Raw genomic sequence first — 24,544 nt, 5'->3', positions numbered from 1 at the left:
TCTTTATCGAGGGGTCAGACCCCCGCCGTGTTAACGCATTAACGCATCGGGGGTCTGACCCCGAAGTGCTTTACGCAATTTTTCAATGGCCTTTTTTTGCAGCCTTGATACATGCATTTGTGAAATTCCTAATTGCTCTCCGGTTTCCTTTTGACTTTTATTCGCGACAAACGTGCAATAGATAATTTCCCTTTCTCGATCCGACAGCACATGAAACGCGCTCTCCAACAATAGCCTTTGATCCACTTTTTCAAAACCTTCATCGTGCGTTCCGACTATATCTAAGGTTGTCACCGTGCTGCCCTCGGTCCCTGTTTCAATCGATTGATCAACCGAGGCGGCTTGGTAGCTTTTCCCCATTTCCATCGCTTCTAAAACTTCCTCTTCGGAAATCTCCATGTACTCAGCGATTTCGTGAATCATTGGTGACCGTTGATATTGATTGGTCAGCTCATCCACAACCGTTTTGATTTTTGGCCAAGTTTCTTTGATCCGCCTTGGGACATGGACACTCCACGTTTTATCCCGTAAAAATCGCTTAATTTCCCCGATTACAGTCGGAATTAAATAGGACTCGAACGATTTCCCGATGTCGGCTTCATATCGTCTAATTGCGGACAATAAGCCAATCATTGCCACCTGCATGATATCCTCGTGAAAATTCTTCCCCTTTGAATATTTTCGTGCCAGGCTACCGACCAGGGCTGTGTAATATTCTACTAAAATCGTTTGGGCCTCCGCACTCTCATCCTGCTGGAACGCTAAGATCAGGGCATCAATTTCTTCCTTCGTTCGTCTCCCGGTTTGAGATGGTTGTGTCATGATTTTCACGCTCCCCACTTCGGTTCTTCACCATGAAGACTGTTACTCCGGAATGATTCAACACCCGGACTTCATCCATTAACGTTTCTATCAAATATAGACCTAACCCTCCCTCTGAAAGCTGGTCCACTGTACTTGATTCCGTATAAGGGCCTAGTTCTTCCTTTATTCGTAAAAAATTGAAACTTTTTCCGCTATCAGCAACGACGATTTCTAACTTGTCCTGATAGATCCCGAAGCCGATAATCACTTCGCCACCCTCGTCCTTGTGGTATGCGTGCTGGACAGCGTTCGTACACGCCTCACTTACGGCGATTTTCATATCCTCAATTTCCTCATATGTATATCCCATGCGGCTGGCAATGCCCGATAACGTCAAACGAATGACCCCAACATACTCCGGCTTTGCCGGAATCTTCATTTCAATATAATCCATCACTTCGTTCATCTTCCCCCACCCTCTGAATTTGCAGAAATATTCATGATGTGACTTAACCCAGTAATTTTGAAGAGCCGTTTCAGCCGTTCCGATAACTCCACCAGCTTTAATTCGCCATCATTTTTCTTTAGCTGCTTGAACAAGCCAACAAAAACTCCGAGCCCGGTACTGTCTAAATAGGACACATCCTTAAGATTGACTGTTATCAATTGATTCTTCTCCTCGGCAAGCGGCAATAATTCCTCTCTCAACTTCGGCGCCGTAAACGCATCAATCTCGCCCGTCACCATCACCACGATACCATTGTCATTCTGTTGCTTATCTATGCGAATATTCATACCCTCACACCTTTGACATTTTAGTTTGTACATACCCGAATACGAGAAACTTAAACCTCTTTTTTTGAAAAACCACGAAAAACCACGGGGACGGTTCTTGTGGCCACATTCACCCTGTTTTTTATAACAAAAGAACCGTCACTCTTCTTCAAATTATACCAAAATATGCTAGTTTTCCGAATAGACCATATGTCCCAGCCGCAATTGTTCTACTATACTAGGTTTTATTTTTTTAAAATAGGGTAGTTAAAAAGAAAGGAGTGAAGTCACTATGAAAAAAAATGAGAAGCTCAAGTCAGCTAACAACAGCTCGATGGCCCAAAATTTTGACGAAGTGAAGGAACTCGGCAAGCAAATGAAGAAGGCCAAAACCGGCACCGAGCTGAAGGAAGAACGAAACAAAACGCAAGATCCGCTGCAATAGCGGAACAGCGGCCCTTTGGAGGGGCCGCTGTTTTTGTTTTGTCTAGCTTTGTTTTTTAAATATTGCTTGTTTTAATTAATTATTTTGCTCAAGGCATTGATAAACCGCCATCATATCTCGTTTATTTAACTCACGAATCCGATTAAAAATGGGAATATCAGCGACATCTTCTGTATATAAGCTTTCATCCACAACATCACTTACTGTTCCAGTTAACCATGTTTTTACTGGTATGCCTTCAACAAGTTCCTTAAGGCCCTCATCATTGATGCCACTAGCATGACAACTTACACATGGAATGGTTAATTTAAACACGCCATCATGCAGATTATCTTCTGAGATTACTTTCTTTCCTTTACAGAACGGGCATGGATGGCTTTTTTTAATGGTATTAATTTGGGTAACTAATTTTTTGTAACCAAATGCTTCATAAACATATGTTAGTTTTTTGTATTTCCCATTTGTGAAATACTTATCAATGATCGTTTCTCTTGTTTCATTTATCGTAGAGAAATCACAGATGCTAACCTGATTATTGTTGCTGATGGATTCGATACTGCCCTTAATTGTGTCCCAGAATGGTAAGACATTTTGTAATACCATTTCATAACCCGTAAAGCTTGCTTGTTCTAATTCAAACATTTTCAGCGCGACTTGTGTTTCCCTAGGCATTAGTGAGACATCTTCTGTCAAAATCGTATCGCCGCCGACAATCGATTTCAGTTTGACGAGTGCAGGTAACTCACCTACTATTTGTAACACTTGATCAAGTGGCTGTTTGATCATTTCACGAATATCTGTGTCTCCAAATTTAAGCGGTTTATGGTGGTTTAAAACAGTACCCTCACAAATTGGACATGTAATCTTTTCTTTAGAAGCTTTCATTTGCTCTTTAATAATTGATTTTGAAACGACTATATACATACCAAGGATGGTATTAAACCCTACCCATGTTCTACGTGCCTTGCTTTCCTTATCATAAAATGACTTTTCAAAATACCCGTACCAAAAGGTATGCTTTTCTTCTTCAGACATCTCATTATAGCTTTTCGTCAGGTCCAACCCGAGCTCATTCTTAATTTCTTCAAATAGAAATTCTAATTTTGGGTATTGATAAAATTTTAATACTTCCATTATTTCCGGATAGAATAGACCATCCCAGAATGGAAGATTTTTGTCTTGAATCACAAGATCTTTATCAAATATTCCAATCTTAAGACGTCCCGAGCATGATGGACAATGGTTGTCCGGAGAAAAGAAATCAAAGCTTCTCGTATCTTTATTAGTCGGATGCGCCGCCACAATATGATTAATCAGGCCTCCCATTTCATAAAGGAAACTATATTGACTATACAAATGTCTTTCAAAATCAATGGCAATGACAGGTGCAATTTTATTCGAATCGTATTCACCATAAATCAAGCGGGCCATTGATGATAAGCTTTTTAAAATACCGCCCTTATAGACATTTTCTGCATGTTTAAAATAGTCGATATGATTTTCTTTTAAATACGTAATACCATGTTGTGATTTGAGTGTTGACGAAATAGTCGATGGCAGCGCGATCTCTTCCCTATTCTTAGTCTCATAATATTCATGATGACTAACAACTTCAAGATGTGTGACAGGTTCATTCTTTCTTTTACCAAAATCAATGATAAAATCAGAACTTTCCATCATATAGGCATTATGTTCAATCATCATGATTGATACGGATTCATCTTGGAGGATGCCCCTGATGCTATCAATAAATTGATTTAAAATATTTTGTGATAAACCTTTTGAAGGTTCGTCAAAAATGAAAAGTGTATGAGGGTTTCTAGAATTTGCAAACAGCTCCGAGACTAAATGCACACATTGAAATTCACCAGTCGATAATGTTTGCGTTTTTCTATTTAACGTCAAATAACCTAATCCAAGCTTAATCAATAAACTCAAACGTTTATGTGCGATATCTTCATTTGGAAGTTCATCAATGATATCTTCAATGGAGCGATCGAAAATATCATCAATATCTTCACTATATTTTGTAAGCTTCTTTTTAATATCAAGGAAAGTCGCAACGGTTGACAGACTCGTAATCGATTGGTTTCGATCTTGTCCAACCATAACGAGTTTATCTTTTTTGTACCGGTTCTGAAAATCTTGGGCCATACATTCGTTGACAAGTGTTGATTTACCACATCCAGACTCTCCGGTAATGGTTACAAGTCTATTTTTTGGTATGTTAATTTCAGCCATTTGAATATTACGGCAGTATAAATCATGAAAATGATAGGAATCTGTTGGCTCTTCCTCATTCTGTTTTGAGTATACTGGTTGTGGGCGCGGTGATTCATCCACGATTTTTCCGCCATATTTACCACTGCCAGGTCCAAAGAATACTTGTTCATCCGTTGTATCGAGCACTGTGTCAGAATGGTCAATAAGCCATATTTGATTCTTATAGCCTAATTGTTTAATTTGCTCTAAAATTTTCAGTAATGTTTCGTGATCAATACCGACTGATATTTCATCAATGATAATGACCGTATTTTCACTTACAGCCATGAATTCTGCGAGGTAAAGTCGCGTTAATTCTCCACCAGACAATGTACCCATAATTCGATTTAATGTTAAGTAACCAATATTCATATTGATTATATTTTTTAGAATTTGTTGTTTACCTTCACTAATGTTTAAAACTTCTGCTAGTGAAAAAATGGTTTCAATGCTCAAGTTGTTAATATCGGAAATACTCTGTGGTTGATCAAATAATTCGAATTTATATTGTTCAATTTCTTGATTATAGCGCTTGCCCCTACACTTTTTACATTCGACATTTTTAGTAGTTCCGCGGCCTTTACAATCTGGACACCAGCCCAACGGATTATTAAAAGAAAAAACTTCTGGAGAAAGATTAAATTTTTCAGCAAGAGTAACACGAATTTCGGTAAACACGCCAGTATGCGTGCCAATTGTTGAACGTGGATTAGAAGAAATGGATGATCTTCCTAGAAAAAGTACAAGTGGCATTTCTTCCATCTTGATCGCACTAAAATTGGTTTCCATTATGTTAGGAAATAAATACTGATAATCAGCCTTAGGCAATAATGAAACGAGACGTTTCTTAGACTCTTCACCAATGGTCTGGCAAAAAGTTGTTTTCCCAGATCCGGACAAACCGGCAATGCCTAACGACTGATTTTCCGGCAAGACGGCATCTAAACGGTTAATATTGTTAGCAATTAATTGATTTATTTTCATCTGATATCCTCCCCATTCTCTAAATCTAGTATTGCCATGTTAGCACAACTTCAAATGAATTTGTCATGTGATTTTTGAAAAAACAAACGGCTCAGTCCCTTACTGAGCCGTTTACTTAATATTCTCCTTTAATGACAAAATACGAGCCTCGAATGGTTCCAGCTAGTTTAGACTTCTGCCTAGCAAACTTAAACTTCCCTTCTAACTCCTTTGGTACCTCCATCCCCTCAGAAAGCTTAAAACCAACAGCTCGCTTCGGCTTAGGATCATCAACTGTATACATGACGTTGACCGAAAGACCATCCTCATAAAAGACGTAGGCAATTTTGATATTTTCCACTTGAAAACGCGACGTTTCTAAAGGTTTTGCCGCAAACTCAATATCACGTTCTTCTTTCAAAATTCGGTTCACATAATCAAGGGTCTCGCTGGACTCGCTAGCTGGTACAACCGTAAATTCATGCTTGTATTTGTTCATAAAGTAACGGGCTTCATTAGCACGTAAACCAGCAAGCGCTTCTGCAACAGGTGAAGACTCTAAACCAACCGTAGACACATTTTTAAAATCAACGATATAGGACATTTTCGCCCTCCTTATTTTTCATTATTTCCAACAGCAGGAATCGACACTTCACCAGAAACTAGGCTGTTTCGCAGCCCCATCTCATCCGTTGCATTTGGTCTTACATTTCCCCTAACACTTTTTTAAGTTCTCCGGCCATATTCGCCCAACCATATTTTGCACCATTGAACGCTTGATCTTCTTTTTCGAATCCTGTTTGTTCAAGATGTAAGGTGGTGGTTCCATCCTCTTCCTTCAATGTCCATGTGACTGTAGTGTTTATCGGACCACCAACCCATGTGTAAGATAACGAATTAGGCTCTTCCACTACTAATACTTCACAATCTACGATTAAATTCCACTGAGGATTTCGGAATTGACATTTATGTCCTACGATTGGTTTAAAGTCATTTTCCATGATCCATTTTGCAAGCGTATCCGAATCTGTTAATGCGTCCCACACCTTATTGATTGAACTTGTAAACTGAAAATCTAATGATACATCTGCCATTATTTATTCCTCCTCTAATAAATTTTTTAAAAGTAACACTCTTTCATTCCAAAATTTCCTGTAAAAGGATACCCAATCCTCAATTTCTTTCAGTGGTGCTGCATTCAGCCGATAACGTGTTTCCCTGCCGACCTTGCGGTTGGTTACGAGACCAGCCTCTTTCAGGATCGCCAAATGCTTCGAAACTGCCGTACGCCCCATTTGAAAATGAACCGTTAACTCATTGAGAGGCAATTCTTCGGCATCGGCCAACAAACGAAGCAGTTTACGCCGAGTTGGATCGGCAATCGCGTCATAAACATCTCTGATTGGTTTTGTCCCGTTCAATATCACTCTCCTCCTGATCTTCGCGATTCATATAGGACACTTAATGGTGTCTCATCTGCTTTTTAGCATACGACACCATTTGGTATCCTGTCAAATTTCATTTTAGTCATAAGGCAACCATTCTATTCATTTGTCCTCAAAAAACCACGGGGACGGTTCTTGTGGCCTCATTCGCCCCGTTATTTTAAACACGAGAACCGTCATCCCGGATGCTCCGCATACATTCTAAATAACTGAATGTACAACCCGATACTGATGAATGCGAATACCAAAATGATACTGAATATCCCCATAGGCGGCACCCAGCTTGCCAGGAAAACCATCATTGGCGCCAAAAATTTCCCGATCGTGTACTGCAAACTGTCGGCCCCCATGTACTGCCCTCTTGCATGTGCCGGGGCATAGCGGCTGATGAAGCTCTGTGTCACTGGCGAGCGAACCATTTCACCAAAAGTGAAGATGATTGTAACGAAAAACAAGTACCATATATTCGTGTTCAATCCGACGAAGAATGTGCCGAATCCGGCCAGTAGCGAGGATAGAATAAATACATTCCGCTCTTTCCATTTGCCGAACCATTTTGTAACGGGCAAAATAAACAGGACAAACAAAAGACCGTTAAATCCCACAAGCCAGCCAAATACCTCTTTACTCGATAGCATAATGGGAGCACCATTCCATGTGAATAGCGCCTGGGCGGGGACATGATTGATCACGTATACCGGCAAATAGAGATCCAACTGCATAATCGGGATGAGCGCACAGATGCCCGCTAAAATGTACACCAAAAACACTTTATCACGAAAAATAATCCCATAGCCCTTCCACTGTTCCTTCAACACACGGGTAATTTTTATAGATGAATGTTTCGCCGTCTGCGGCAACGTTTCATGAACCATGAAATAAATGGCGACAAAATAGACGAGCAAGACCAACGCACAGGTCCACAACAACTCTTGCCGGTAATGGAAAAAGAAAATCGCTCCCAGTGCCGGCCCCAGCACGGCACCAATGTTATTGGCCGTCGTAAAGGTGGCGAATACCTGGCGAAGGTTTTCTGCCGGCACCAGGTCAGCCACCATTGCGGAGCTTGCCGGCCGGTAGATGGCGCCACCCAGCCCAATACCGATAAATGCGGCGTAATCCATCCACGGGGACGGCGACACGGCAAACATCACAAACATCAACGTCTGGAGCGAAGCACCCATTAACATCACGGGCCGCCGGCCTAACTTGTCCGTTAACGCCCCTCCGAGCAGACTGCCAATCATGCTGAAAATCGGCGGGATTGTCATCAAGATACCGGCAATTCGATTGCCCAACGCCCCACTAAAATAAACCGTGATAAACGGAAAGTACATCCAAAACAGCATGTTAAAAAGACCTTCGCCAATTAACCGCACTTTCAAATTGCTATCCCATAAACGTATTTGCATAAAATTTCCCCTTTTTCACTACGCTTGTTCCCCGGCCGGGTATACAAAATATAATGCATTTTCTTGGAAAATTATAGACTTATAATTACGAATAGTTTATACTAATATTATGAAGGTCGAGTATAGACCCGTTTATTTTAATTGTCCTACAAAACGAACATTTGTTCCAATATGATAAAGACGCTCCTAATGGTGGCGTCTTTTTTTGTGCACATATCAGAGAAGGATTTTATTATATAGTAGCGAATTTGTATTGTATCCTAATAGTAGTGAAGTGATTTGTATATGCCCATTATTAAACACGAACTATTTATACAAGCTCCTCTAAATGTTTGCTTTGACCTTGCCAGAAACGTTGATATACATACTAAAACTACTGCTAAGACAAAAGAAAAAGCTGTCGATGGGGTTCTGAAAGGGTTATTGGAAGAAGGGGATACGGTTACTTGGGAAGCCATTCATTTTGGCATTAAACAAAGATTGACAGCAAAAGTGACTCATATGGAAATGCCAAATGAATTTGTAGATATTATGATAAAAGGAGCCTTCCATTCCTTCACCCATACACATCAATTTGCAGCAGAAGCAGGCGGAACCAAAATGATAGATACATTTGAATATAAGTCCCCTTTGGGCCTGCTTGGTGTGATGGCTGACAAATTGTTTTTGGAAAAATATATGAGGCAATTTATCATTTCTCGAGCAACAGAACTAAAGAGAATTGCGGAAAACACCGAATAGAGCATATGGCATTCAACCAGTCTTGGAAGGACAATAAGAAGTAGAATGTTCACTCGTTAAAGGGTTGCAGGAGTTGAGGATATCAATGGGAATGACATACGAAGATTGTAAAAAAACTATTAGATTTATGGAAGAAAGACTTAATTATCACAAAATGATAGCTCAGTTCACAAAACAAACAGTAAAATATGGCAGTTCAACCTCCCACATTAAAAAAACAACCAACGCCCAGAGAGCTAATAGTCCTCTGGGCGTTGTTGTTTGTTTTTTTTATCCAAGCTACTTTGTTACCTCATTTGCCGCTGATTATCGCGTGACTCGTGTTCCTCGTCATGCTGGTCTTTATTACGATTCATGTCCCCTCTTTGTTGAAATTCTCGATTGTCCTTCATCGAAGGGGAAGCTTCGTCTCGATGTCCATACTTTTGTTGCAGCTCATCATCATGATTTATCGCCGCGCCCTCTTCCTGTTGTTGAAGCTCTATATCACCTTGCATGGAAGTGCCATCCCTGTATTTTTCCTGAAGGGCATCATCACCCTGCTCAGAAATATTGTCACCGTATCTGTGTCCATCCTGTTGCTGATCTCCATCACCTTGGTGTTCGTTCTTCTTAGAAAATGGTGCTTCCTTTTTTAACTGTTCTTCCATATCCTTCTGATCCGCAACATTTTTAGCCATGTCCTTTTCCTCCTTTTTATTTTTCAAGATTGCTGTCTTTCATCCCGACGGGTTTACCGAACCTGCAACCACATATTTACACCACCCTCTTCCGATTCAAGCTGGATTCTTAAGTCAGGTTAACTAGTTTGTAACCTTGATAGTGTTGTACCACCAAATCAGGAGTCTAAAACCTCTATTCGAAAAATGAACCTTTCTTTTTCCCCTTTAAAAGGTCGCCTGTCCAGCCTTTAATTTTTAAATAGCCATATAAAAGCACCGTAGAAATAATGATAAGTAGAATGGAAAAAATATAGCCGAACCGCCACTCAATCTCCGGCATATGCTTGAAATTCATCCCCCATAACGCCCCAAAGGCCATAACCGGGGTAAAAATCGTCGTCATCACCGTCAAGGTTTTCATGATCTCGTTTCCTCGATGAGAGGAGATGACTTCCTCTAAATTAATCATCGAATCGAGCTCATGCTCATACTCATTCAACAGCACCATCGCCCGTTCAATCCGCTTGCAAGTACAGAAAAAAATGTCTTCGCTGCTGCTCTTATGCAGATTGACTTCCTCAATCGCCATCTTGACTTCATTGATGGGAATCAGGAGATTTTTACAAACCAAAAGTTCATGCCTTCGTGTATAAACAAGCTCCAGAATCTGTGTTTCATTGCGCTTCCGCACACTCCAAATCAAGGTTTTCAGCGCCTCCTCAAACTGATCAATCTCCACTAACATCTCATTCATCAGCTCACCGAGGAAAAATAAAAAGCCACCCACGGCATTTCTCGTCTGTTGTAATTGCCGAAAAAGCACTTGCGGCTCCGTTTGCAATTCAAGGTTTATGGTAATCAATTTGTCAGTTGTCAAATAAAAGTGAAAGATCTTATTATCCTTTTCCTTTGAGAAATTTTGTTTATAAATTATCGAGCCTTTTACGACCTTTTCCCCATTCTCCAAGCAATCCACCCGCAGGCAATTGTTTTTATTCTCCCAAACCTGCTCCACCCAGGCATTTGTATCGTCCTCCCGCTCGACTGCTTGTTTCACGCGGTCAATTTCATTTGGGTGCAGCTCCACCCATTTCCACTTGTTCGAACCGATTAATTTTTCCATAGCAATCTCTCCCTATTGTTTACTAGCTACTTCCCCCAAAAAAATTGAAATGAAACGTTTCATAATTCTATTTAGAGGGTACTTATGGTGTTAAGGAGGGATTGTGATGAGAGTTTTAAGTATGAATACCCTGTTGGCTGTAGGAGTTGGCGCATCGGCAGCATTGTGGTTATCCAATAAACCGAATCGCATCAAGGCGGAAAGTTTTTTAAGAGACTTGAAACGGAAAGTGAAACCGACTGTTTTTGAAAAAAGCGAGGAACTCCCGATTGAAAAAGGCGGCCATCCCCACCCGCACGATTTAGAAGACAACAACATGGTCAGCGAAGGCGCAGGGTATTCCGTTCAATTTTATAATGAGAAAATGCAGTAATGGTTGGGGCGATCATGCCCCAACTATTTTTGTGAAGAGGTGAAAAAATGCTGCTATTTTTGTTCATCTACTCGGTCATCATTTGGGCTGTTATTGAAATCTTTGTCATCTTATTTCGCTTAACGGGGCTTAAAGTGGAAGTTTCCCGGTTTCAGGTCATTTCGATGATGACCGGAGTTGGCTTTACGACCGGAGAATCCGAGCTGATTTTAGGCCACCCGGTTCGCCGGCGGCTGGCCAGCTTCCTCATTCTGTTTGGTGCCTTTTCCCTCGCCGTGATCATCTCCTCTATTAGTGAGTTCCTCTCAAGCGGTCTGCGGACGAAGGAAATTTTGCTGGTGGCAGCCATCATTGTCATTATTTTGGGCATTTTGAAGCTAGAGGGCTTACAGCGGCTGCTAGAGCGTGTTTTTACAGGAAAAGTGACGCAAAAGATCGAGCTTGCTGACATGCCAATAAGGGATGTTTTTTTGAAAAATATAGAAGATACATTAGTCGATTTGCGTATTTATCAAGATTCACAGCTTGCTAATCGTACGTTAAATGAGGCTGCTGGGGATCACGACGACCTGGAATTTGTCGCTTTGTTTATCCAGCGCGGTGAAGTGCGGATTGTGAAACAAATCTATGACACCTCCATCCAGGAAGGCGATCAGATCTTGTTGTTTGGTGTAGAAAAAGTCATTTCCACAACGTTTGTGCATGATATTCAGCTAATGGAGAAAAAACAAAAAAAGCTGCAGCCAGCAGCGGAGAAAATACCGTAGTTGGACCCATTATTTTAATGCACACGAACCAAAAGCGATGGCGAGCGATGTCATCGCTTTTTAAGGTGTTCATTTGCCCATTTTCTCCTTATTAGCGCAATACAAAGGAGTAAAATTGGAATGAGCAGCTGAACCGTTAAGAAATAAAAGGGCACAGTTGTACCCATTCCTCGAATCATGTCCGCAAACGAGGGGATGGACCAGACCGAAAATAGAATAATTAAAAAACCAATTGGTAAGACAAACGGTTTATAACTGGGCAGTGTCAGCCATTGTGAAGTACCAAGCACAAGCATATAAAAAAAGACAGAAAGCTGTACGAAACCACCAAGAACCCAAACGGCGATGACGATTGACTCAATATGTTCAAAAAAGGATCCGATACTTATAAACCTTGCCGCCTCAAATACAGGGAAATGGATGTTGGAAATAATTCCACCAAATAAAAAAAGATTTCCAAGATTTATAAATACCATGGTTAAGACACTGGCAATGACCGAAAACATTCCCCATTTCATGACCTTTTGTTGTTTCCTTAATAAAGGTATGAGGAACGACATCAATGAAAATTGACTCAACCAGGCGTGTGGTGCAAGGGAACCTTTAATGGAGGGCATCACCCCATCTTGCATGATGGGGAAAATATTTTTTACATTCAAGTCAGGAATGAGAAAAACATAAATCAGGATGTAAAGGGCCAAAACAATCGGCAAAAAAATCATAGCACATCGTCCAATCGTTTCAATCCCCCCATGAACAGCAATCGCGCAAGAAAGGGCAATACTTCCGGTAACAAAAAGTATAGGTGTTTTATGCAAAAAAGCACTTTCAATGAACTCACCGTATTCCCTAAAGGCGATCGCCGTATCATGTAATAGAAAAAACAAGTAAATAAACGCAATGATTTTGCCCATGGTCCTGCCTAGAATAAGTTCACCATATTCGATTAGCGTTTTCCCCGGAAAAAGCCTAGAGAGCTTCACAATGATTATAACGATAAGAAAGCCGCTCAAAGCACCCCATATCGGAGACAGCCACAAATCGCGCTTTGCATGCTGTGCTGTGACATATGGAATGTAAAGAATGGCCGTTGCCACGACGGTCGCATACATAATGAGTGCTAACTGCAAGTACGAGATTCTGCCTTTTTCAATCATGATGGTTCATTCCTTTACTAACAGGAGTCTATTTACCAAAACGGTTCAAATGACTTATAGATGAAATCAATTAATTGGCCAGGTCCGGGCATTTCTGGAAACATAACAAGTAAAACAGCGAGAACCCAATTAACTACCATCAACGAAATAAAGGTCCATTTCATTTTCCCCTTATTTTTCTTCACCCTAGGCCATTCGGAGAAGAAGATCAACACTAGAATAATCGTGATCCCTGCTATTCCTCCAATCTTCATTGTTCAACACCTCTTTTACGTTTTTCAGTGGCCAAACCGGTTCGTTCGAGATTTACCTTCGTTTTAAACGAAATGGACACTTTTGGGAAAATTTCATTCCAATCCTCTTTTTGTCGTTTCCAAATTTGCGGATATTTCCTCTGGAATTCATCTGCAAATCCGAAAGTATCCGCCTTTAATTTTTTCTGTACGATTGAAAAAGCTAACCGTTCTCTTTGTTCAATTTCAAAAGCAACTTTCTGCTCGGCCTTTTTTATGACCTTGGGATCGAATAAATTGAGTGTTGTCGTATTTTGAATGACTTCCAGATCTACGTTTGTTTTCATGCGCATGCTCCATTTGCCATTCTTTATGGAAGGTATCAATTCATTATTGCTTCTTAATAGATTGAAGGAGATGTAGCCTTTTTCGTTTTTAAAAGAAATCGTAATCACACCTGAATGAATCTCATTTCTTGGCCAAAGAATCCCCCGTGTTTCTTTATCATCTAATCTTCCTACCATTTTTCCTTCTTTGAAAATAGCGGACCCACTAATGATGGGAATGGCCTTTTTTGAATCCATCTGGGATGGGTCCAGGTTTTCGACCCAAGGGAGTATAGCGGCATTAGATTCACCTGATAGCATCTGCGACAAATCCTTCACCGTTACTTTCACACCTATATGTGTTTTGACCATTTTGCGAAGTTGTTTGGAGGTATTTCTTTCCAATTCCGGCATTGCCTTCAAAGCAGTCTTGGACCTTCCTTTCGACACAAACACGTCGGCACGTATACGAGGTTCCGAGTGCCGCATCCAAAAATCAATTTGGTCACTTATCCCTTCCTCTGCTAACTTTTCGCCAATAATAAGCACCTCGTTTTGCCCCCAGAAAATTTCCCGCGTGAGTTCTTCCTGGAGTCGTGCCATCGCATCCGCAATGGTTTCCCCTTCAGCTGACCTGACAAATGACTGGCCACTGCTGCTTCCGCTAGACATCCCAGATTGTTGTCCTCCTTGGGAGGCGCCCGGGATATATATTTGAGCTGAGAGTTCGATATTATTTTTTTTACCCTTATCAATACCGGCTGCCAAAATGAGCGCTAAATCATTCACTTCGGCTCGGTCCCAACATCCTGTAAGGAAAAACGAAGTCAAGCATAATAGAAAGATGAAAGTAAAGGTTTTCTTAACAGATCCACTCATACAACTCAACTTCCGTCGCCACCTTTACTTGGACCAGGCTTTTGGTTACTGGACTGACGACTTAATAAACTCGAATCTTGTGAAAAAAAGTCAGGACGCGTATCCATTGCCCACCAAGGGGCTCGAATCAAGACATCCTTCAAATTGTGAAGCTTGAGCGGTGCCGTCGAATTGAAATAGGGTACACCAAAGGATTTTAGGGTACACAAATGTGCGACAATAGCGGTAATTCCGACCATAACGCCTAATAATCCTAATATTCCCGCTAAAATCATGATCGGAAAGCGCAGGATTCGAATCGATATGCCGGTCGCATATCTTGGCATTAAAAACGAGGCGACTCCCGTAATTGCGACCACCATGACCATCGGTGATGAAACCAATCCTGCCGCAGTTGCGGCTTGTCCAATGACCAGGGCCCCGACAATGCTAACAGCAGCACCCACTTGTTTTGGCAATCTCACACCTGCTTCCCGCAAGGCCTCAAACGTGATTTCCATGATAAACGCTTCAACCAATGCTGGAAAAGGAATTTGTTCACGGTTTTCAGCGATTGTTAAGAGCAGCGAGGTTGGTAGCATTTCTTGATGAAACGTTAAGATCGCCACATACGCTGATGGTCCAAGCAAGGCAATGAAAAAGAATACATAGCGCAGCCAACGGATAAAGATACTGATGTAAAACTGATTATAATAATCTTCTGGTGCCTGTAAGAGAGTGGCAAACGTACATGGCGCAATGAGCGTGATAGGGGTGCCGTCAATCAAGATCACAACACGCCCTTCCAACAGACAGGCTGCAGCTACATCCGGACGTTCCGTTTGTAAAACCTGTGCGAATGGAGAAAACGGGTAATCAATGATCATTTCTTCAATATATCCGCTTTCTAAAATACCATCAATCTTGATGCGCTTTAGCCTGCTGGTCACTTCATTAACTAGAGTGCTGTCAGCAATTCCTTCAATATATGCAACGATGACTTGTGTTTCTGTATAACGGCCAATAGTCATTTGTTTCATTTTTAATAATGGATGACGAATTTTCCTGCGTAAAAGGGAGGTATTTACTCTTAATGTTTCAATAAAACCCTCTCTAGGACCGCGAATGACTGATTCCGCCTCTGGTTCCATAATACTGCGCTTTTCCCACTTGGGCAGCCCAATCGAAATTCCCTTTGTTTGTTTTTCAATCAGAATAATCGGGTTACCAATGGAAATATGTTTAAAGACATCAGGAATAGAATAAATTTCCTTAAGATCCGAAATGGATATTTCCTCTTTCGTGCTCTCAAATACCGCATCACAATCAAGGTCTTTCTTCCGGATAAGCGGCATTAGCACATGCTGGTCGACTTCTTCCGTATTCGAAAGACCATCAATGTAAACAAGAGCGGCATTGACACTGCTGCCGATACGAAATTCACGAAATACCACATCAGAGCAATCTTTATAAGCTGATTTTAATATGTCGATATTTTTATTTAACTCCGGATCTAAAGGGATTTCAGGTAATGCATGCAACGACTCATTCATTTGTATAGTTTGAAAATCAAATTTCTTTTTCCCATTCCCCATAAATTTCATCAACTGGTTCCCCTTGGTATGGTTTTACGACTATTCTTTGCACATCCAATGATGATTATGCGATTGCTCCAATACGTTGGTAAATATCTACACCAACTGGCACTTTACCGAAAAAAGAGCACAATTCTTATTCTAGGATTGCGCCCGATTGTGGAATAACTTGTATTTTTTTATCTTAATAAAATGCGTTAACTTTCTTGACAAACAGTAATCAGTACATCAAGCTCTTTTTGAATAGCTATTGTCGGCAACCACCGCATCTACCTGAGTAAGGTCAACTTTTGTTATATCGATTTCTCTATCCCATTCCGGCTCTTTGATTCCTTGTTTCAATTCTTTTTAATCTCCAAATACATAATGTGATAGCCATCCGCTTCGTGAACTTGAAACGAATATCCTTCCGCATCCACTACCGCACCCAATTCGGCCGCAGTGTTTTGGGTCAGGAACCAGCCGCCAATCGTATCGACATCTAAAGCGGTAAGGTGGGTACCGATCAACTGATTTACTTCAGAAATTGCCACTTTAGCATCAACAATATAGTGCTTTCCCGCCGCCATCGCCCCACCGGAAACCTTGCGAATATCAGGAACTTCATCTGCATCAAATTCGTCCCGCACCTCGCCGACAATCTCTTCGATGATATCTTCGACCGTCACCAAACCGGAGGTCCCGCCATATTCATCCAGCAGAATCGCCATATGGGTGCGTTCCATTTGCATCCTGATCAATAAGTCATGGATCGGGATCGTTTCGATGACGCGAATCACAGGCTGAATATAGGATTTTATTTTCCAATTTTGATAAAGGCCTTGATTCATGATTTTAGCCGTTATAAACATTTTCACGTTCATTACGCCAATAATATGATCTTTATCCCCCTCCATAACCGGATAACGGGTAAATTTTTCCGCCCTCATCGTTTGAACCACCTCAGCAAGGGTATCGTCAACCTTGATGCAGACCATTTCCGTCCGCGGCACCATGACCTCTTTTGCTACACGCTCGTCAAATTCAAAAATATTATTGACATATTTCCATTCATTCTGATTAATTTCGCCGCTTTGGAGGCTTTCTGACAGGAGAATCCGTAATTCCTCTTCCGAATGCGCTAATTCATGTTCGGACGCCGGCTTTAAACCAAACAGGCCAGTGAGCAAACGGGCAGAACTGTTTAATGCCCAAATAAATGGATACATGATTTTGTAAAAAAAGATGATTGGTTTGGCGAACAGCAGTGTAATCACCTCTGCTTTTTGGATGGCCACTGTTTTAGGCGCCAATTCCCCTGCGACCACGTGGATAAACGTGACGACGGCAAAGGCAAGAACAAAGGAAAAAAAACCGGTCACAGCTTCATTCAATTTCAAAGCCGCCAGCAATGGGTGGAACAGTCTCTCAACCGTAGGCTCCCCCAGCCAGCCAAGTCCCAATGCCGTCACCGTGATTCCAAGTTGGCAGGCTGATAAGTATTCATCAAGGTGGGTAACGACCCTTTTCGCCGCGAGGGCGTTCTTCTTCCCTTCCGCAATCAATTGGTCAATCCGGGATGTCCGTACCTTGACGATGGCAAATTCGATCGCGACAAAGAAACCCGTTAATATAATCAGCAGTGCAATCGTAAATACATTGATCAGAAGCATCAAACAACCTCCCTTCTAAAAATAACAATCCGAAATCGATGGGGATTTCGGATTGTCTTGTTTATTCATTTCCATCATCCAATGGATCTCGGACTGTGGCAGGCAGCAGTTTACAATTTCTCCTCATCCAATTTATCGTCCAGCTTCCCTAAATATTTGGCGGCGAACTCTTTACCGCCGAGGCCGAATGCCAGGCCAAATGCCAGCGCCAACCCGCCTAGGACGAGAATAAAGGCAGCATTTACGATGGAATGGGCTACACCCAGTTGGTCCAATGCCATGAAAAGCGTTATCGCAAAAATTGCATATTTTGCGATCTCTGCAAGGGTACGGGAGTAGCGCTGTTTGAGGATGTTTTGTAGCACCCGTTCAACTAAATGGCCTAAATATAAGCCGATCCCTAAGATGACTAGTGCCGCTAACAGCATTGGCAGATATGCAATAACCCCTGTTGCCAATGTAACTAAGAAGTCTAAATGTACAATTTGTAAGGCTTCCGCCGTAAATAGCAACACCACGACGATTTTCGCCAGCAAGCCTACTAGCTGCGACAACGTGTACTTTGATTGTTCCGGCGTTAATGAGCCGATTCCCATGTGGTGAAAAACGTTATCGAATCGTAAACGCCAAAGCATTTGTGCGACGACTTTTTCAACCCATTTTCCAAGCCAGATTCCCAGTAAAATCAGCAGGACGGCAGCGACGATGTTTGGAATTAAGGTTACGATTTGATGGAGCATCGCAATCGCCGGCTCCGAAATGCCTTTTAAATCTAATTTTTCCAAGGCAGTTATGATGGTTGGAATTAAAATGAGAATAAACGCAATATTTCCGATGATCATTGACAGGCTTGTTCCATCGGCAGTTTTCATCAAGCCAAATCGTTCTCCAAACCGATCCGTCCCGATGCTTTTTAAAAAGTTTGTTAAAATATCACGGACGATTTTCGCAATCAGCCAGCCGATGAACACAATCAGCGCGGCGGCAAACAACTTCGGAATCAGGCTTAGCATGGTAGATACCACATGTGTGAATGGCTCTGAGATTCCTTCGAGCTGCAACGCCCCCAATACCGCTGGTAAAAATAACAGGAGCACAAGATAGAAAGCCGCTTGAGCAATGCTGTTCACCTTGCCTGCAGCATCTGCTTCACTATTGGTCATGTTCCATTTTACAAGCAGGCGCTCTACATGAACTTTGTTTAAGAGCATCCGGACGAGATAGGCAGCGACCCAAGCAAATAGTAGAATGAGAGCTGCTTTTAAGAGATTAGGAATCGCTGCGGTCAATGTCGACACCATTATTACCAGTGGTTCGGCAATTAGGCTGAGGTGAAGCATATTGAAAAAAATAATCCAGACGACAACCAATAACAGATAGTAAACCATTTTTCCGATAATCACTTCTGAAGCGTATTTTCTTTTTCCAAAATTAGAAAACAGCTTGTTATCGAGGTTTGTTTTCGTTAAAGCCTTTTCGACTGCCTTGCCTATTGCTTTTGCCGCCAGCCATCCAATTAATAAGATGAGAAACGCTAATAGCACGTGGGGAATTCGGTCGGTATATATGTACCACCCGGCCATCATATTTTTTACGGTCATGTAACATCTCTCCTTTTCGGTAATTTGGTTAATGTAGTACCCCGCCCGGATGGTTTCAAACATTTTCAGAATAATGTTTCATTGCCTTGTTCACTGGGAATACAATCATCAGTTCGAATCACAAAAGGAGGAGACAAGGATGACTAAGAAAACACTTTTAACAGGCGGATTGGCGGCGATTCTAACATTTGGCGGTTTGGCCGGCTGCGGCGATGGGGTCGACCAGGATAATGGTGTCAATGATGGCGAGCAAAAAGATGCGGTTGATACTGATACAAAGAAGGAAGCGAACGACACCTTTAAGGAAGCTAAGGATAATATTGAAGATGCCAAGAATAATGTTGAGGAAAAATTGAAAAAGGAAGGAATCGGTGATGGCGTCGATCAGGATAACGGCGTCAGTGATGGTGAAAAGAAGGATGAAGTCGATCAGCCTTAATAGAATAGAACAAATGCCATCCATTCTCTGGATGGCATTTGTTCTTCCTATTAATAATGTGTTCTTACATCAGGATTTGCACGGTATTCGGCCCAAAGTTCATCTATTGTTTTGCCGGTTATTTTCTTAAACACATCAAGATCGAACGTATTATGCTGCATTTCCCGATTAATAATATCTACTGTGGAGTGGTTCTTTTGCTGATTAAGCCATAAAAAGAAACGCGCCGTGACCCGGTATCCGCTATTATAGTTATCGGTTCCTTTTACTTCCTCTGGCAATCTCCAGCTTCCGTTATGAGGTCCGTATACATATCGCGTATAATCAGCAATTCCCTCTGTAACCCACCATGTCTCATCATCATATCTTGGATAGGCTTGGGCAATATGTGTTAATTCGTGTGTAAAAAGTGCAACATCATCAGGGTGTGTTAGAATCCAATTGGGACTTACGACAATCTTCCCATTATCAGCATAGGCAACTCCAGTATAAGAGGGGTCAAACTCTAACGTTACATTTTTCAGGTGTTCTTTAGGATTGAGTGCATATTTTTTGGTTAATTTTGGGTAAGCCTTAAAATATAGGTTGACAAATTCATCAATAATTGGATCCAGCACTGGATCGTCTGTTCCATTGATTACATCCAGCAGGTAACCCCGCTTCTCATATTTTGTAGTAGTTTTGGTAAGATTATGAGTTTCATAGGCAACTTCACTTGCATTAACACTATCATAACCACCTAGCCCGCTTAATAAGAACCCAGTACAAACTAAACTAGTAACCACTTTTTTCATTCCCATTTCCTCCTTCATTTTTTTAAGCAAAAATTCAATCGAAAGTGTTCACTTCTCATGAATGTTGTCTTCCCATTCTTTTTTACACTCAACTCCATTACTTCCTCTTCAAATCCACAAGAAATGTTTTAATTTCGTAAGGTTTTATCTGGAATGATATTTTTCCTGCCTCTTCTACTAACCCAATCGGTCTTTCCATTAAGTCTGTTTCCTGCCATGAGGAAATGTGAACATGACTATCTATTTCTACTACCCCACGTTGACCCGTGAATTCATGTAACCTCAGGATAACTTGCTTACAATCCTCAGCTTTTTTTATAGCATCCACCATGACATGATCTGCTGATATCTTGAACAAACTTAGACCTTCATCCGTGATTTTTCCTTGGAAGAAAGACAGCGGCTGATTTAAATCCCAAGCTTCTTGAACGGTGGATCCTTCTATCCAATCCCCCTGATGCGGAAGCAGTGAATACGTAAATGTATGTTCCCCTTGATCTTGAGAGTGATCAGGGTAGGTGGAGGCTCTTAATAAGGACAATCTGATCGTTGAATCCTTGATATCGTATCCGTATTTACAATCATTTAATAAACTGATGCCATATCCTTGTTCGGATAAATCCGCCCATTGGTGTCCAACCGTTTCAAATCTGGCATAGTCCCAGCTCGTATTCCAATGCGTGGGTCTTTTGACATTCCCAAACTGAATATCATAGGTAGCCTCATTGGAACGAATTTCAACCGGAAAGGCCACCTTCAGTAATTGATGTTTTTCATGCCAATCTACCTTCGTTTCAAAATCTATCCTCCTGCTGTGTGCATAAACAATCATATCTTGATTGATTATGGATTGATTATATTCCCAAGTAAAATGGATCACCGCGCGAATGGAATTAATTTCAGAAACCTCTAAATGTTTCAACCTAGAAATCTCTTTCATTTTTTCCTGATAAAAAATATCGATATCCCATGCATCCCATCTTAATGGCTTATCCTCAAATATCTGCAGGACATTTCCGCACATATTACCTTTTAAAATCTCTCGTTTTGCCTCAATGTCATATATTCTGGATAATTGGCCGCAATCATTCCACTCGATTTCATAATAAGGGGTGATCATTTGATTGTTTTCTATACGGAATACAGAATCTTGTACACGATCCCCTGCCTTAGGCACAAAGTTAATGGAAGTAAACCCTGTTCCCGGAACCTTCGTTTGTACTAGCCAGGTATCACCTGACTTTTCGGCCAGCAATATTTCGCCCTTTGATCCACGCCATACCCCATTTTCGCAATCCGGGGCAACAGGAATTTTAACCAAGTCATTCCGCTCCCACGAGGCCCCGTTTATCACGGTAAATGTCCCGGAAGCCTTTCCATTTGTTACTTCCTGCACAACTTGATCCTGTGAATAGGCGACAAGTTCCTTCGCCTGGTTATATTCCTCACAGCTATCTTCATATACCTCATGAATAGATGATCCTGGAATAATATCATGAAACTGGTTACGCAGAAGAATCTTCCATGCCTCGGATAATTTCTCTGAAGGATACAACGTCCAGTTATTTTGAACTACACTTCCAATGACAGATAAAAACTCGGTCTCTTGTAAAAGAAACTCCAGCTTCCGGTTCGATTTTTTATTATTCGCTTGGCTTGTATAGGTACCTCGATGGTATTCTAGATAAAGTTCTCCGTCCCATGTATGCACATAGTGATCCGTGTGTTCCACTTGATGATGAAGGTGATCAAAATAGTCGCCGACCTTGCCTGTTATCACTTTTGGAATGCCTGGTACTTCATTCAATCTTCTTCGCATTTCAAGCATTTCGCGGTTTACTCCGCCCCCTCCATCTCCATAGCCATAGGTGACGAGGATGTCCTTCGTGATTCCTTTATCTTTAAAAACCTCCCACGCTCCTACTGTTGTTTCAGCAGTCATCAGCGAATTGTAATCCGCGCCGAAACCTTTTCGTCCAGGGTATGGGGTCGTGATAAAATAGGTTAAAATCTCCGTTCCATCAATCCCTCTCCATCTAAACACGTCGTGGGGCATGCGGTTATATTGATTCCAGCTAATCTTCGTGGTGGCAAACGTTTTAATCCCTGATTTCTGCAGAATTTGAGGCAGTGTCCAGCTATAGCCAAATACATCCGGCAGCCATAAATATTGGCATTCAACCCCAAATTCTTTCCGGAAAAAGCGCGTGCCTTGCAGTAACTGCCTCACAAACGACTCCCCTGAAGGCAGATTACAATCAGGCTCCACCCACATTCCACCATCCGGTTCCCATTTCCCTTCTTCTATTCTCTTAGAGATGTTTTCGTAAATAATGGGATAATCTTGTTTGATATATTCATAGAGCTGCGGCTGAGCTTGTTGAAAATAATAATCAGGATATCTTTCCATTAAGCGAAGTACCGTGGAGAATGATCTTGCCGCCTTTTCTCTTGTATGCTTTAACCTCCATAACCAAGCCACATCAATGTGGGTGTGGCCGACCGCGTGAATGGTAACAGGATGGTGTTTTTCCATCTTTTCCATTCCTCGTTTTAATTGGTGCTGCGCATGATGAAGGGAATCATAGAATTCCATACTGCCTGGATTTGTCCAATCCAATAGATTAAAAGCTTTGTTAACTTCAATAAGAAGCTCTTCACGCTCTGGACGATTATCATCCATTACATCCACTGCCTGAAGCACTGCTTTACTTGTAAAATACAAATCATCCGCCGTGAGATCCAGAGAGGCGATCTCAGCTTGTTTTAAGATATGGATTTGTTCTTTCGGAACACCACCTCCTTCAAGTCCAGACCATAAACGAAACGTGAGCTGCACCGTTGTTCCCGCCAACTCTTCAGGAAAAAACACTTCCTTATGATTTGCGTCCACCCCTTGGTAAGGCTGTCCATTCACAAATAATAACGATTCAAATCCGGAATTATGGCCCCCATCCGTTATCCCAAAGTCAAAAAGGCCAACAACGGTTTCTCCACTCCATTCTTTCGGAATCGCCACTTCTGTCATCAACCATGCATAGAGATCACGACCTGCCCATGTTTCCCCTAGCCTTATGGTTGTTCCCTTTCCGTTTTGCGGCGGATAAGCACCGACTGTTCCTTCTGAATCAAGTTGAAACCGAAACGAAGGGATGTTGATTTTTCCTCTATAGCGGTATGAATCAAGTTCCTTTATACGTGCAGCTAATTTCTGTTCTGTCCAAAACAATGTAGATCCTCCTTGATTTTCAAAAGTTTCATTCCTGCCCTTAGCCTTTTATCCCACTAAAGGTAATTCCTTTAATAAAAGTCTTTTGTAAGAAGAAAAACAGAATAATAATCGGTACGGTCATAATTGTTGACACGGCCATCATTAAGCTCCATTCTGATCCCTGCTTACTTTGAAATTGCTGCAAGGCCAATGACAAGGTGTATGAATCTTCATTTGTCAAATAGAGTAACGGACCTAGAAAATCAGTCCAGCTTGCCATTAATTGAAATAATCCAACAGCCAGAACGGCCGGCTTCGCTAGCGGGAGCATGATTTGCCAATAGATTCGCCACTCGCTTGCCCCATCCATTTTTGCTGCTTCCCGCAAGGAATCTGGGAGACCCAGGAAAAATTGCCGCAGCAAAAAGATATAAAAAGGTACACCAAAAAATTGCGGGATGATCAGTGGTAACGAGGTCCCAACCATGCCTAATTTATTGAATATCAGAAACAAGGGAATCATGGTCACTTGTCCCGGTATCATCATGACCGCTAATGTCGCCGCAAATAAAACATTTCTTCCTCGCCATTTTAGCTTTGCGAAGCTGTATGCCACCAGCGGGCAGGAAAGGACTACCCCTAATGTACTAAGGACGGTGATCACCGTCGTATTGATTAAATACTTCCAAAACGGAATATAGTCAATCGCTTTCAGATAATTCTCCCATTCAAAGGGTTTCGGAATCCATTCAGGCGGAAATGTAAAGACCTGCTCAATTGGTTTTAAGGACGTGGACACCATCCAAATAAACGGAATGATAAAAAATGCTGAGGCCAGAATTAAAACGAGATGCCCTAATGAATGTTTCCATCCTTTCATCATAAACGGATTCATTTGTTCCCCTCC

At 41.6% G+C, this 24,544-nt stretch carries 24 protein-coding genes; 5 read left to right on the top strand and 19 right to left on the bottom strand.

Annotated elements, in window-relative coordinates; genetic code table 11:
• Positions 1–30: 30 nt before the first annotated feature.
• The 3 genes from sigB to ACIQXV_RS07850 are packed head-to-tail and all read right to left on the bottom strand — an operon-like array spanning position 31 to position 1,599.
• On the bottom strand, positions 31–822 hold the full coding sequence (gene sigB / locus ACIQXV_RS07860) for an RNA polymerase sigma factor SigB (RefSeq protein WP_402957569.1): 792 nt from the start codon (positions 820–822) through the stop codon (positions 31–33).
• Complete coding sequence (gene rsbW / locus ACIQXV_RS07855) at positions 776–1,270, bottom strand: anti-sigma B factor RsbW (protein WP_402957567.1); 495 nt, start codon at positions 1,268–1,270, stop codon at positions 776–778. Before rsbW ends, sigB begins: the two co-directional genes overlap by 47 nt.
• The gene (locus ACIQXV_RS07850) at positions 1,267–1,599 is read right to left on the bottom strand and encodes an anti-sigma factor antagonist (protein ID WP_402957565.1); all 333 of its coding nucleotides are present in this window, start codon (positions 1,597–1,599) and stop codon (positions 1,267–1,269) included. The genes rsbW and ACIQXV_RS07850 overlap by 4 nt, the downstream gene beginning before the upstream one ends.
• 271 nt (positions 1,600–1,870) lie before the next feature.
• On the opposite strand from ACIQXV_RS07850, the gene ACIQXV_RS07845 reads away from it, so the two are divergent.
• Positions 1,871–2,023, top strand: a complete 153-nt coding sequence (locus tag ACIQXV_RS07845) for a hypothetical protein (RefSeq protein WP_402957563.1) — start codon at positions 1,871–1,873, stop codon at positions 2,021–2,023.
• A gap of 75 nt (positions 2,024–2,098) precedes the next feature.
• On the opposite strand, the gene ACIQXV_RS07840 is transcribed toward ACIQXV_RS07845, so the two are convergent.
• The 5 genes from ACIQXV_RS07840 to ACIQXV_RS07820 all read right to left on the bottom strand — a co-directional run bounded on the left by ACIQXV_RS07840 (position 2,099) and on the right by ACIQXV_RS07820 (position 8,105).
• The gene (locus ACIQXV_RS07840; RefSeq protein ID WP_402957561.1) at positions 2,099–5,269 is read right to left on the bottom strand and encodes an ATP-binding cassette domain-containing protein; all 3,171 of its coding nucleotides are present in this window, start codon (positions 5,267–5,269) and stop codon (positions 2,099–2,101) included.
• A gap of 115 nt (positions 5,270–5,384) precedes the next feature.
• Positions 5,385–5,852 carry a phage tail protein gene (locus ACIQXV_RS07835; RefSeq protein WP_402957560.1) on the bottom strand — a complete coding sequence of 156 codons (468 nt, stop codon included), beginning with the start codon at positions 5,850–5,852 and terminating at the stop codon, positions 5,385–5,387.
• Between the two features lie 100 nt (positions 5,853–5,952).
• A complete protein-coding gene (locus ACIQXV_RS07830; protein WP_402957558.1) occupies positions 5,953–6,342 on the bottom strand; it encodes an SRPBCC family protein in 390 nt (129 codons plus the stop codon).
• A 3-nt stretch (positions 6,343–6,345) separates the two neighbouring features.
• On the bottom strand, positions 6,346–6,669 hold the full coding sequence (locus ACIQXV_RS07825; protein ID WP_402957557.1) for an ArsR/SmtB family transcription factor: 324 nt from the start codon (positions 6,667–6,669) through the stop codon (positions 6,346–6,348).
• A 200-nt stretch (positions 6,670–6,869) separates the two neighbouring features.
• Positions 6,870–8,105 (bottom strand): MDR family MFS transporter, encoded by a 1,236-nt coding sequence (locus ACIQXV_RS07820; RefSeq protein WP_402957555.1) that lies wholly within the window; start codon positions 8,103–8,105, stop codon positions 6,870–6,872.
• 285 nt (positions 8,106–8,390) lie between these two features.
• Between ACIQXV_RS07820 and ACIQXV_RS07815 the strand changes: the two genes are divergently transcribed.
• A complete protein-coding gene (locus tag ACIQXV_RS07815) occupies positions 8,391–8,846 on the top strand; it encodes an SRPBCC family protein (RefSeq protein ID WP_402957553.1) in 456 nt (151 codons plus the stop codon).
• Positions 8,847–9,133: 287 nt separating this feature from the next.
• Here ACIQXV_RS07815 and ACIQXV_RS07810 read toward each other — a convergent pair whose 3' ends face one another.
• Both ACIQXV_RS07810 and ACIQXV_RS07805 read right to left on the bottom strand, forming a co-directional pair.
• The gene (locus ACIQXV_RS07810) at positions 9,134–9,526 is read right to left on the bottom strand and encodes a hypothetical protein (RefSeq protein ID WP_402957551.1); all 393 of its coding nucleotides are present in this window, start codon (positions 9,524–9,526) and stop codon (positions 9,134–9,136) included.
• 175 nt (positions 9,527–9,701) lie between these two features.
• A complete protein-coding gene (locus ACIQXV_RS07805) occupies positions 9,702–10,631 on the bottom strand; it encodes a magnesium transporter CorA family protein (protein ID WP_402957549.1) in 930 nt (309 codons plus the stop codon).
• Positions 10,632–10,737: 106 nt separating this feature from the next.
• On the opposite strand from ACIQXV_RS07805, the gene ACIQXV_RS07800 reads away from it, so the two are divergent.
• On the top strand, positions 10,738–11,004 hold the full coding sequence (locus ACIQXV_RS07800; protein ID WP_402957547.1) for a hypothetical protein: 267 nt from the start codon (positions 10,738–10,740) through the stop codon (positions 11,002–11,004).
• Positions 11,005–11,051: 47 nt separating this feature from the next.
• Positions 11,052–11,771 (top strand): hypothetical protein, encoded by a 720-nt coding sequence (locus ACIQXV_RS07795; RefSeq protein WP_402957545.1) that lies wholly within the window; start codon positions 11,052–11,054, stop codon positions 11,769–11,771.
• Between the two features lie 50 nt (positions 11,772–11,821).
• Here ACIQXV_RS07795 and ACIQXV_RS07790 read toward each other — a convergent pair whose 3' ends face one another.
• The 6 genes from ACIQXV_RS07790 to ACIQXV_RS07765 form a co-directional block, all read right to left on the bottom strand.
• Positions 11,822–12,928 (bottom strand): GerAB/ArcD/ProY family transporter, encoded by a 1,107-nt coding sequence (locus tag ACIQXV_RS07790; protein ID WP_402957543.1) that lies wholly within the window; start codon positions 12,926–12,928, stop codon positions 11,822–11,824.
• Positions 12,929–12,960: 32 nt separating this feature from the next.
• Positions 12,961–13,182 carry a hypothetical protein gene (locus ACIQXV_RS07785; RefSeq protein WP_402957541.1) on the bottom strand — a complete coding sequence of 74 codons (222 nt, stop codon included), beginning with the start codon at positions 13,180–13,182 and terminating at the stop codon, positions 12,961–12,963.
• A complete protein-coding gene (locus tag ACIQXV_RS07780; protein ID WP_402957539.1) occupies positions 13,179–14,366 on the bottom strand; it encodes a Ger(x)C family spore germination protein in 1,188 nt (395 codons plus the stop codon). The genes ACIQXV_RS07785 and ACIQXV_RS07780 overlap by 4 nt, the downstream gene beginning before the upstream one ends.
• Positions 14,367–14,371: 5 nt before the next feature.
• Positions 14,372–15,949 (bottom strand): spore germination protein, encoded by a 1,578-nt coding sequence (locus ACIQXV_RS07775; RefSeq protein ID WP_402957537.1) that lies wholly within the window; start codon positions 15,947–15,949, stop codon positions 14,372–14,374.
• A gap of 329 nt (positions 15,950–16,278) precedes the next feature.
• A complete protein-coding gene (locus ACIQXV_RS07770; protein WP_402957535.1) occupies positions 16,279–17,592 on the bottom strand; it encodes a hemolysin family protein in 1,314 nt (437 codons plus the stop codon).
• A 110-nt stretch (positions 17,593–17,702) separates the two neighbouring features.
• A complete protein-coding gene (locus ACIQXV_RS07765) occupies positions 17,703–19,193 on the bottom strand; it encodes a mechanosensitive ion channel (RefSeq protein WP_402957534.1) in 1,491 nt (496 codons plus the stop codon).
• A gap of 139 nt (positions 19,194–19,332) precedes the next feature.
• Between ACIQXV_RS07765 and ACIQXV_RS07760 the strand changes: the two genes are divergently transcribed.
• Complete coding sequence (locus ACIQXV_RS07760) at positions 19,333–19,632, top strand: hypothetical protein (RefSeq protein WP_402957532.1); 300 nt, start codon at positions 19,333–19,335, stop codon at positions 19,630–19,632.
• A gap of 50 nt (positions 19,633–19,682) precedes the next feature.
• Here the strand turns inward: ACIQXV_RS07760 and ACIQXV_RS07755 are convergent, their stop codons facing one another.
• From ACIQXV_RS07755 to ACIQXV_RS07745, 3 genes are all read right to left on the bottom strand, one after another.
• Complete coding sequence (locus ACIQXV_RS07755; protein ID WP_402957530.1) at positions 19,683–20,426, bottom strand: basic secretory protein-like protein; 744 nt, start codon at positions 20,424–20,426, stop codon at positions 19,683–19,685.
• Positions 20,427–20,523: 97 nt separating this feature from the next.
• Positions 20,524–23,655: an alpha-mannosidase gene (locus ACIQXV_RS07750; RefSeq protein ID WP_402957528.1), complete on the bottom strand. Its 3,132-nt coding sequence runs from the start codon at positions 23,653–23,655 to the stop codon at positions 20,524–20,526.
• A gap of 40 nt (positions 23,656–23,695) precedes the next feature.
• A complete protein-coding gene (locus ACIQXV_RS07745; RefSeq protein WP_402957526.1) occupies positions 23,696–24,532 on the bottom strand; it encodes a carbohydrate ABC transporter permease in 837 nt (278 codons plus the stop codon).
• Between the last annotated feature and the right edge of the window lie 12 nt (positions 24,533–24,544).

The organism is Neobacillus sp. NPDC097160, assembly GCF_044762155.1.
Taxonomy (GTDB): domain Bacteria; phylum Bacillota; class Bacilli; order Bacillales; family Cytobacillaceae; genus Neobacillus.
This window is presented reverse-complemented; position numbering and strand designations above follow the sequence as displayed.

What these genes read in the sequence shown, in the direction of transcription:
- sigB (WP_402957569.1), bottom strand. Translation starts at nt 822, where the DNA reads ATGACACAACCATCTCAAACCGGGAGACGAACGAAGGAAGAAATTGAT.
- rsbW (WP_402957567.1), bottom strand. Translation starts at nt 1,270, where the DNA reads ATGAACGAAGTGATGGATTATATTGAAATGAAGATTCCGGCAAAGCCG.
- ACIQXV_RS07850 (WP_402957565.1), bottom strand. Translation starts at nt 1,599, where the DNA reads ATGAATATTCGCATAGATAAGCAACAGAATGACAATGGTATCGTGGTG.
- ACIQXV_RS07845 (WP_402957563.1), top strand. Translation starts at nt 1,871, where the DNA reads ATGAAAAAAAATGAGAAGCTCAAGTCAGCTAACAACAGCTCGATGGCC.
- ACIQXV_RS07840 (WP_402957561.1), bottom strand. Translation starts at nt 5,269, where the DNA reads ATGAAAATAAATCAATTAATTGCTAACAATATTAACCGTTTAGATGCC.
- ACIQXV_RS07835 (WP_402957560.1), bottom strand. Translation starts at nt 5,852, where the DNA reads ATGTCCTATATCGTTGATTTTAAAAATGTGTCTACGGTTGGTTTAGAG.
- ACIQXV_RS07830 (WP_402957558.1), bottom strand. Translation starts at nt 6,342, where the DNA reads ATGGCAGATGTATCATTAGATTTTCAGTTTACAAGTTCAATCAATAAG.
- ACIQXV_RS07820 (WP_402957555.1), bottom strand. Translation starts at nt 8,105, where the DNA reads ATGCAAATACGTTTATGGGATAGCAATTTGAAAGTGCGGTTAATTGGC.
- ACIQXV_RS07815 (WP_402957553.1), top strand. Translation starts at nt 8,391, where the DNA reads ATGCCCATTATTAAACACGAACTATTTATACAAGCTCCTCTAAATGTT.
- ACIQXV_RS07810 (WP_402957551.1), bottom strand. Translation starts at nt 9,526, where the DNA reads ATGGCTAAAAATGTTGCGGATCAGAAGGATATGGAAGAACAGTTAAAA.
- ACIQXV_RS07805 (WP_402957549.1), bottom strand. Translation starts at nt 10,631, where the DNA reads ATGGAAAAATTAATCGGTTCGAACAAGTGGAAATGGGTGGAGCTGCAC.
- ACIQXV_RS07800 (WP_402957547.1), top strand. Translation starts at nt 10,738, where the DNA reads ATGAGAGTTTTAAGTATGAATACCCTGTTGGCTGTAGGAGTTGGCGCA.
- ACIQXV_RS07795 (WP_402957545.1), top strand. Translation starts at nt 11,052, where the DNA reads ATGCTGCTATTTTTGTTCATCTACTCGGTCATCATTTGGGCTGTTATT.
- ACIQXV_RS07790 (WP_402957543.1), bottom strand. Translation starts at nt 12,928, where the DNA reads ATGATTGAAAAAGGCAGAATCTCGTACTTGCAGTTAGCACTCATTATG.
- ACIQXV_RS07785 (WP_402957541.1), bottom strand. Translation starts at nt 13,182, where the DNA reads ATGAAGATTGGAGGAATAGCAGGGATCACGATTATTCTAGTGTTGATC.
- ACIQXV_RS07780 (WP_402957539.1), bottom strand. Translation starts at nt 14,366, where the DNA reads ATGAGTGGATCTGTTAAGAAAACCTTTACTTTCATCTTTCTATTATGC.
- ACIQXV_RS07775 (WP_402957537.1), bottom strand. Translation starts at nt 15,949, where the DNA reads ATGAAATTTATGGGGAATGGGAAAAAGAAATTTGATTTTCAAACTATA.
- ACIQXV_RS07770 (WP_402957535.1), bottom strand. Translation starts at nt 17,592, where the DNA reads ATGCTTCTGATCAATGTATTTACGATTGCACTGCTGATTATATTAACG.
- ACIQXV_RS07765 (WP_402957534.1), bottom strand. Translation starts at nt 19,193, where the DNA reads ATGACCGTAAAAAATATGATGGCCGGGTGGTACATATATACCGACCGA.
- ACIQXV_RS07760 (WP_402957532.1), top strand. Translation starts at nt 19,333, where the DNA reads ATGACTAAGAAAACACTTTTAACAGGCGGATTGGCGGCGATTCTAACA.
- ACIQXV_RS07755 (WP_402957530.1), bottom strand. Translation starts at nt 20,426, where the DNA reads ATGAAAAAAGTGGTTACTAGTTTAGTTTGTACTGGGTTCTTATTAAGC.
- ACIQXV_RS07745 (WP_402957526.1), bottom strand. Translation starts at nt 24,532, where the DNA reads ATGAATCCGTTTATGATGAAAGGATGGAAACATTCATTAGGGCATCTC.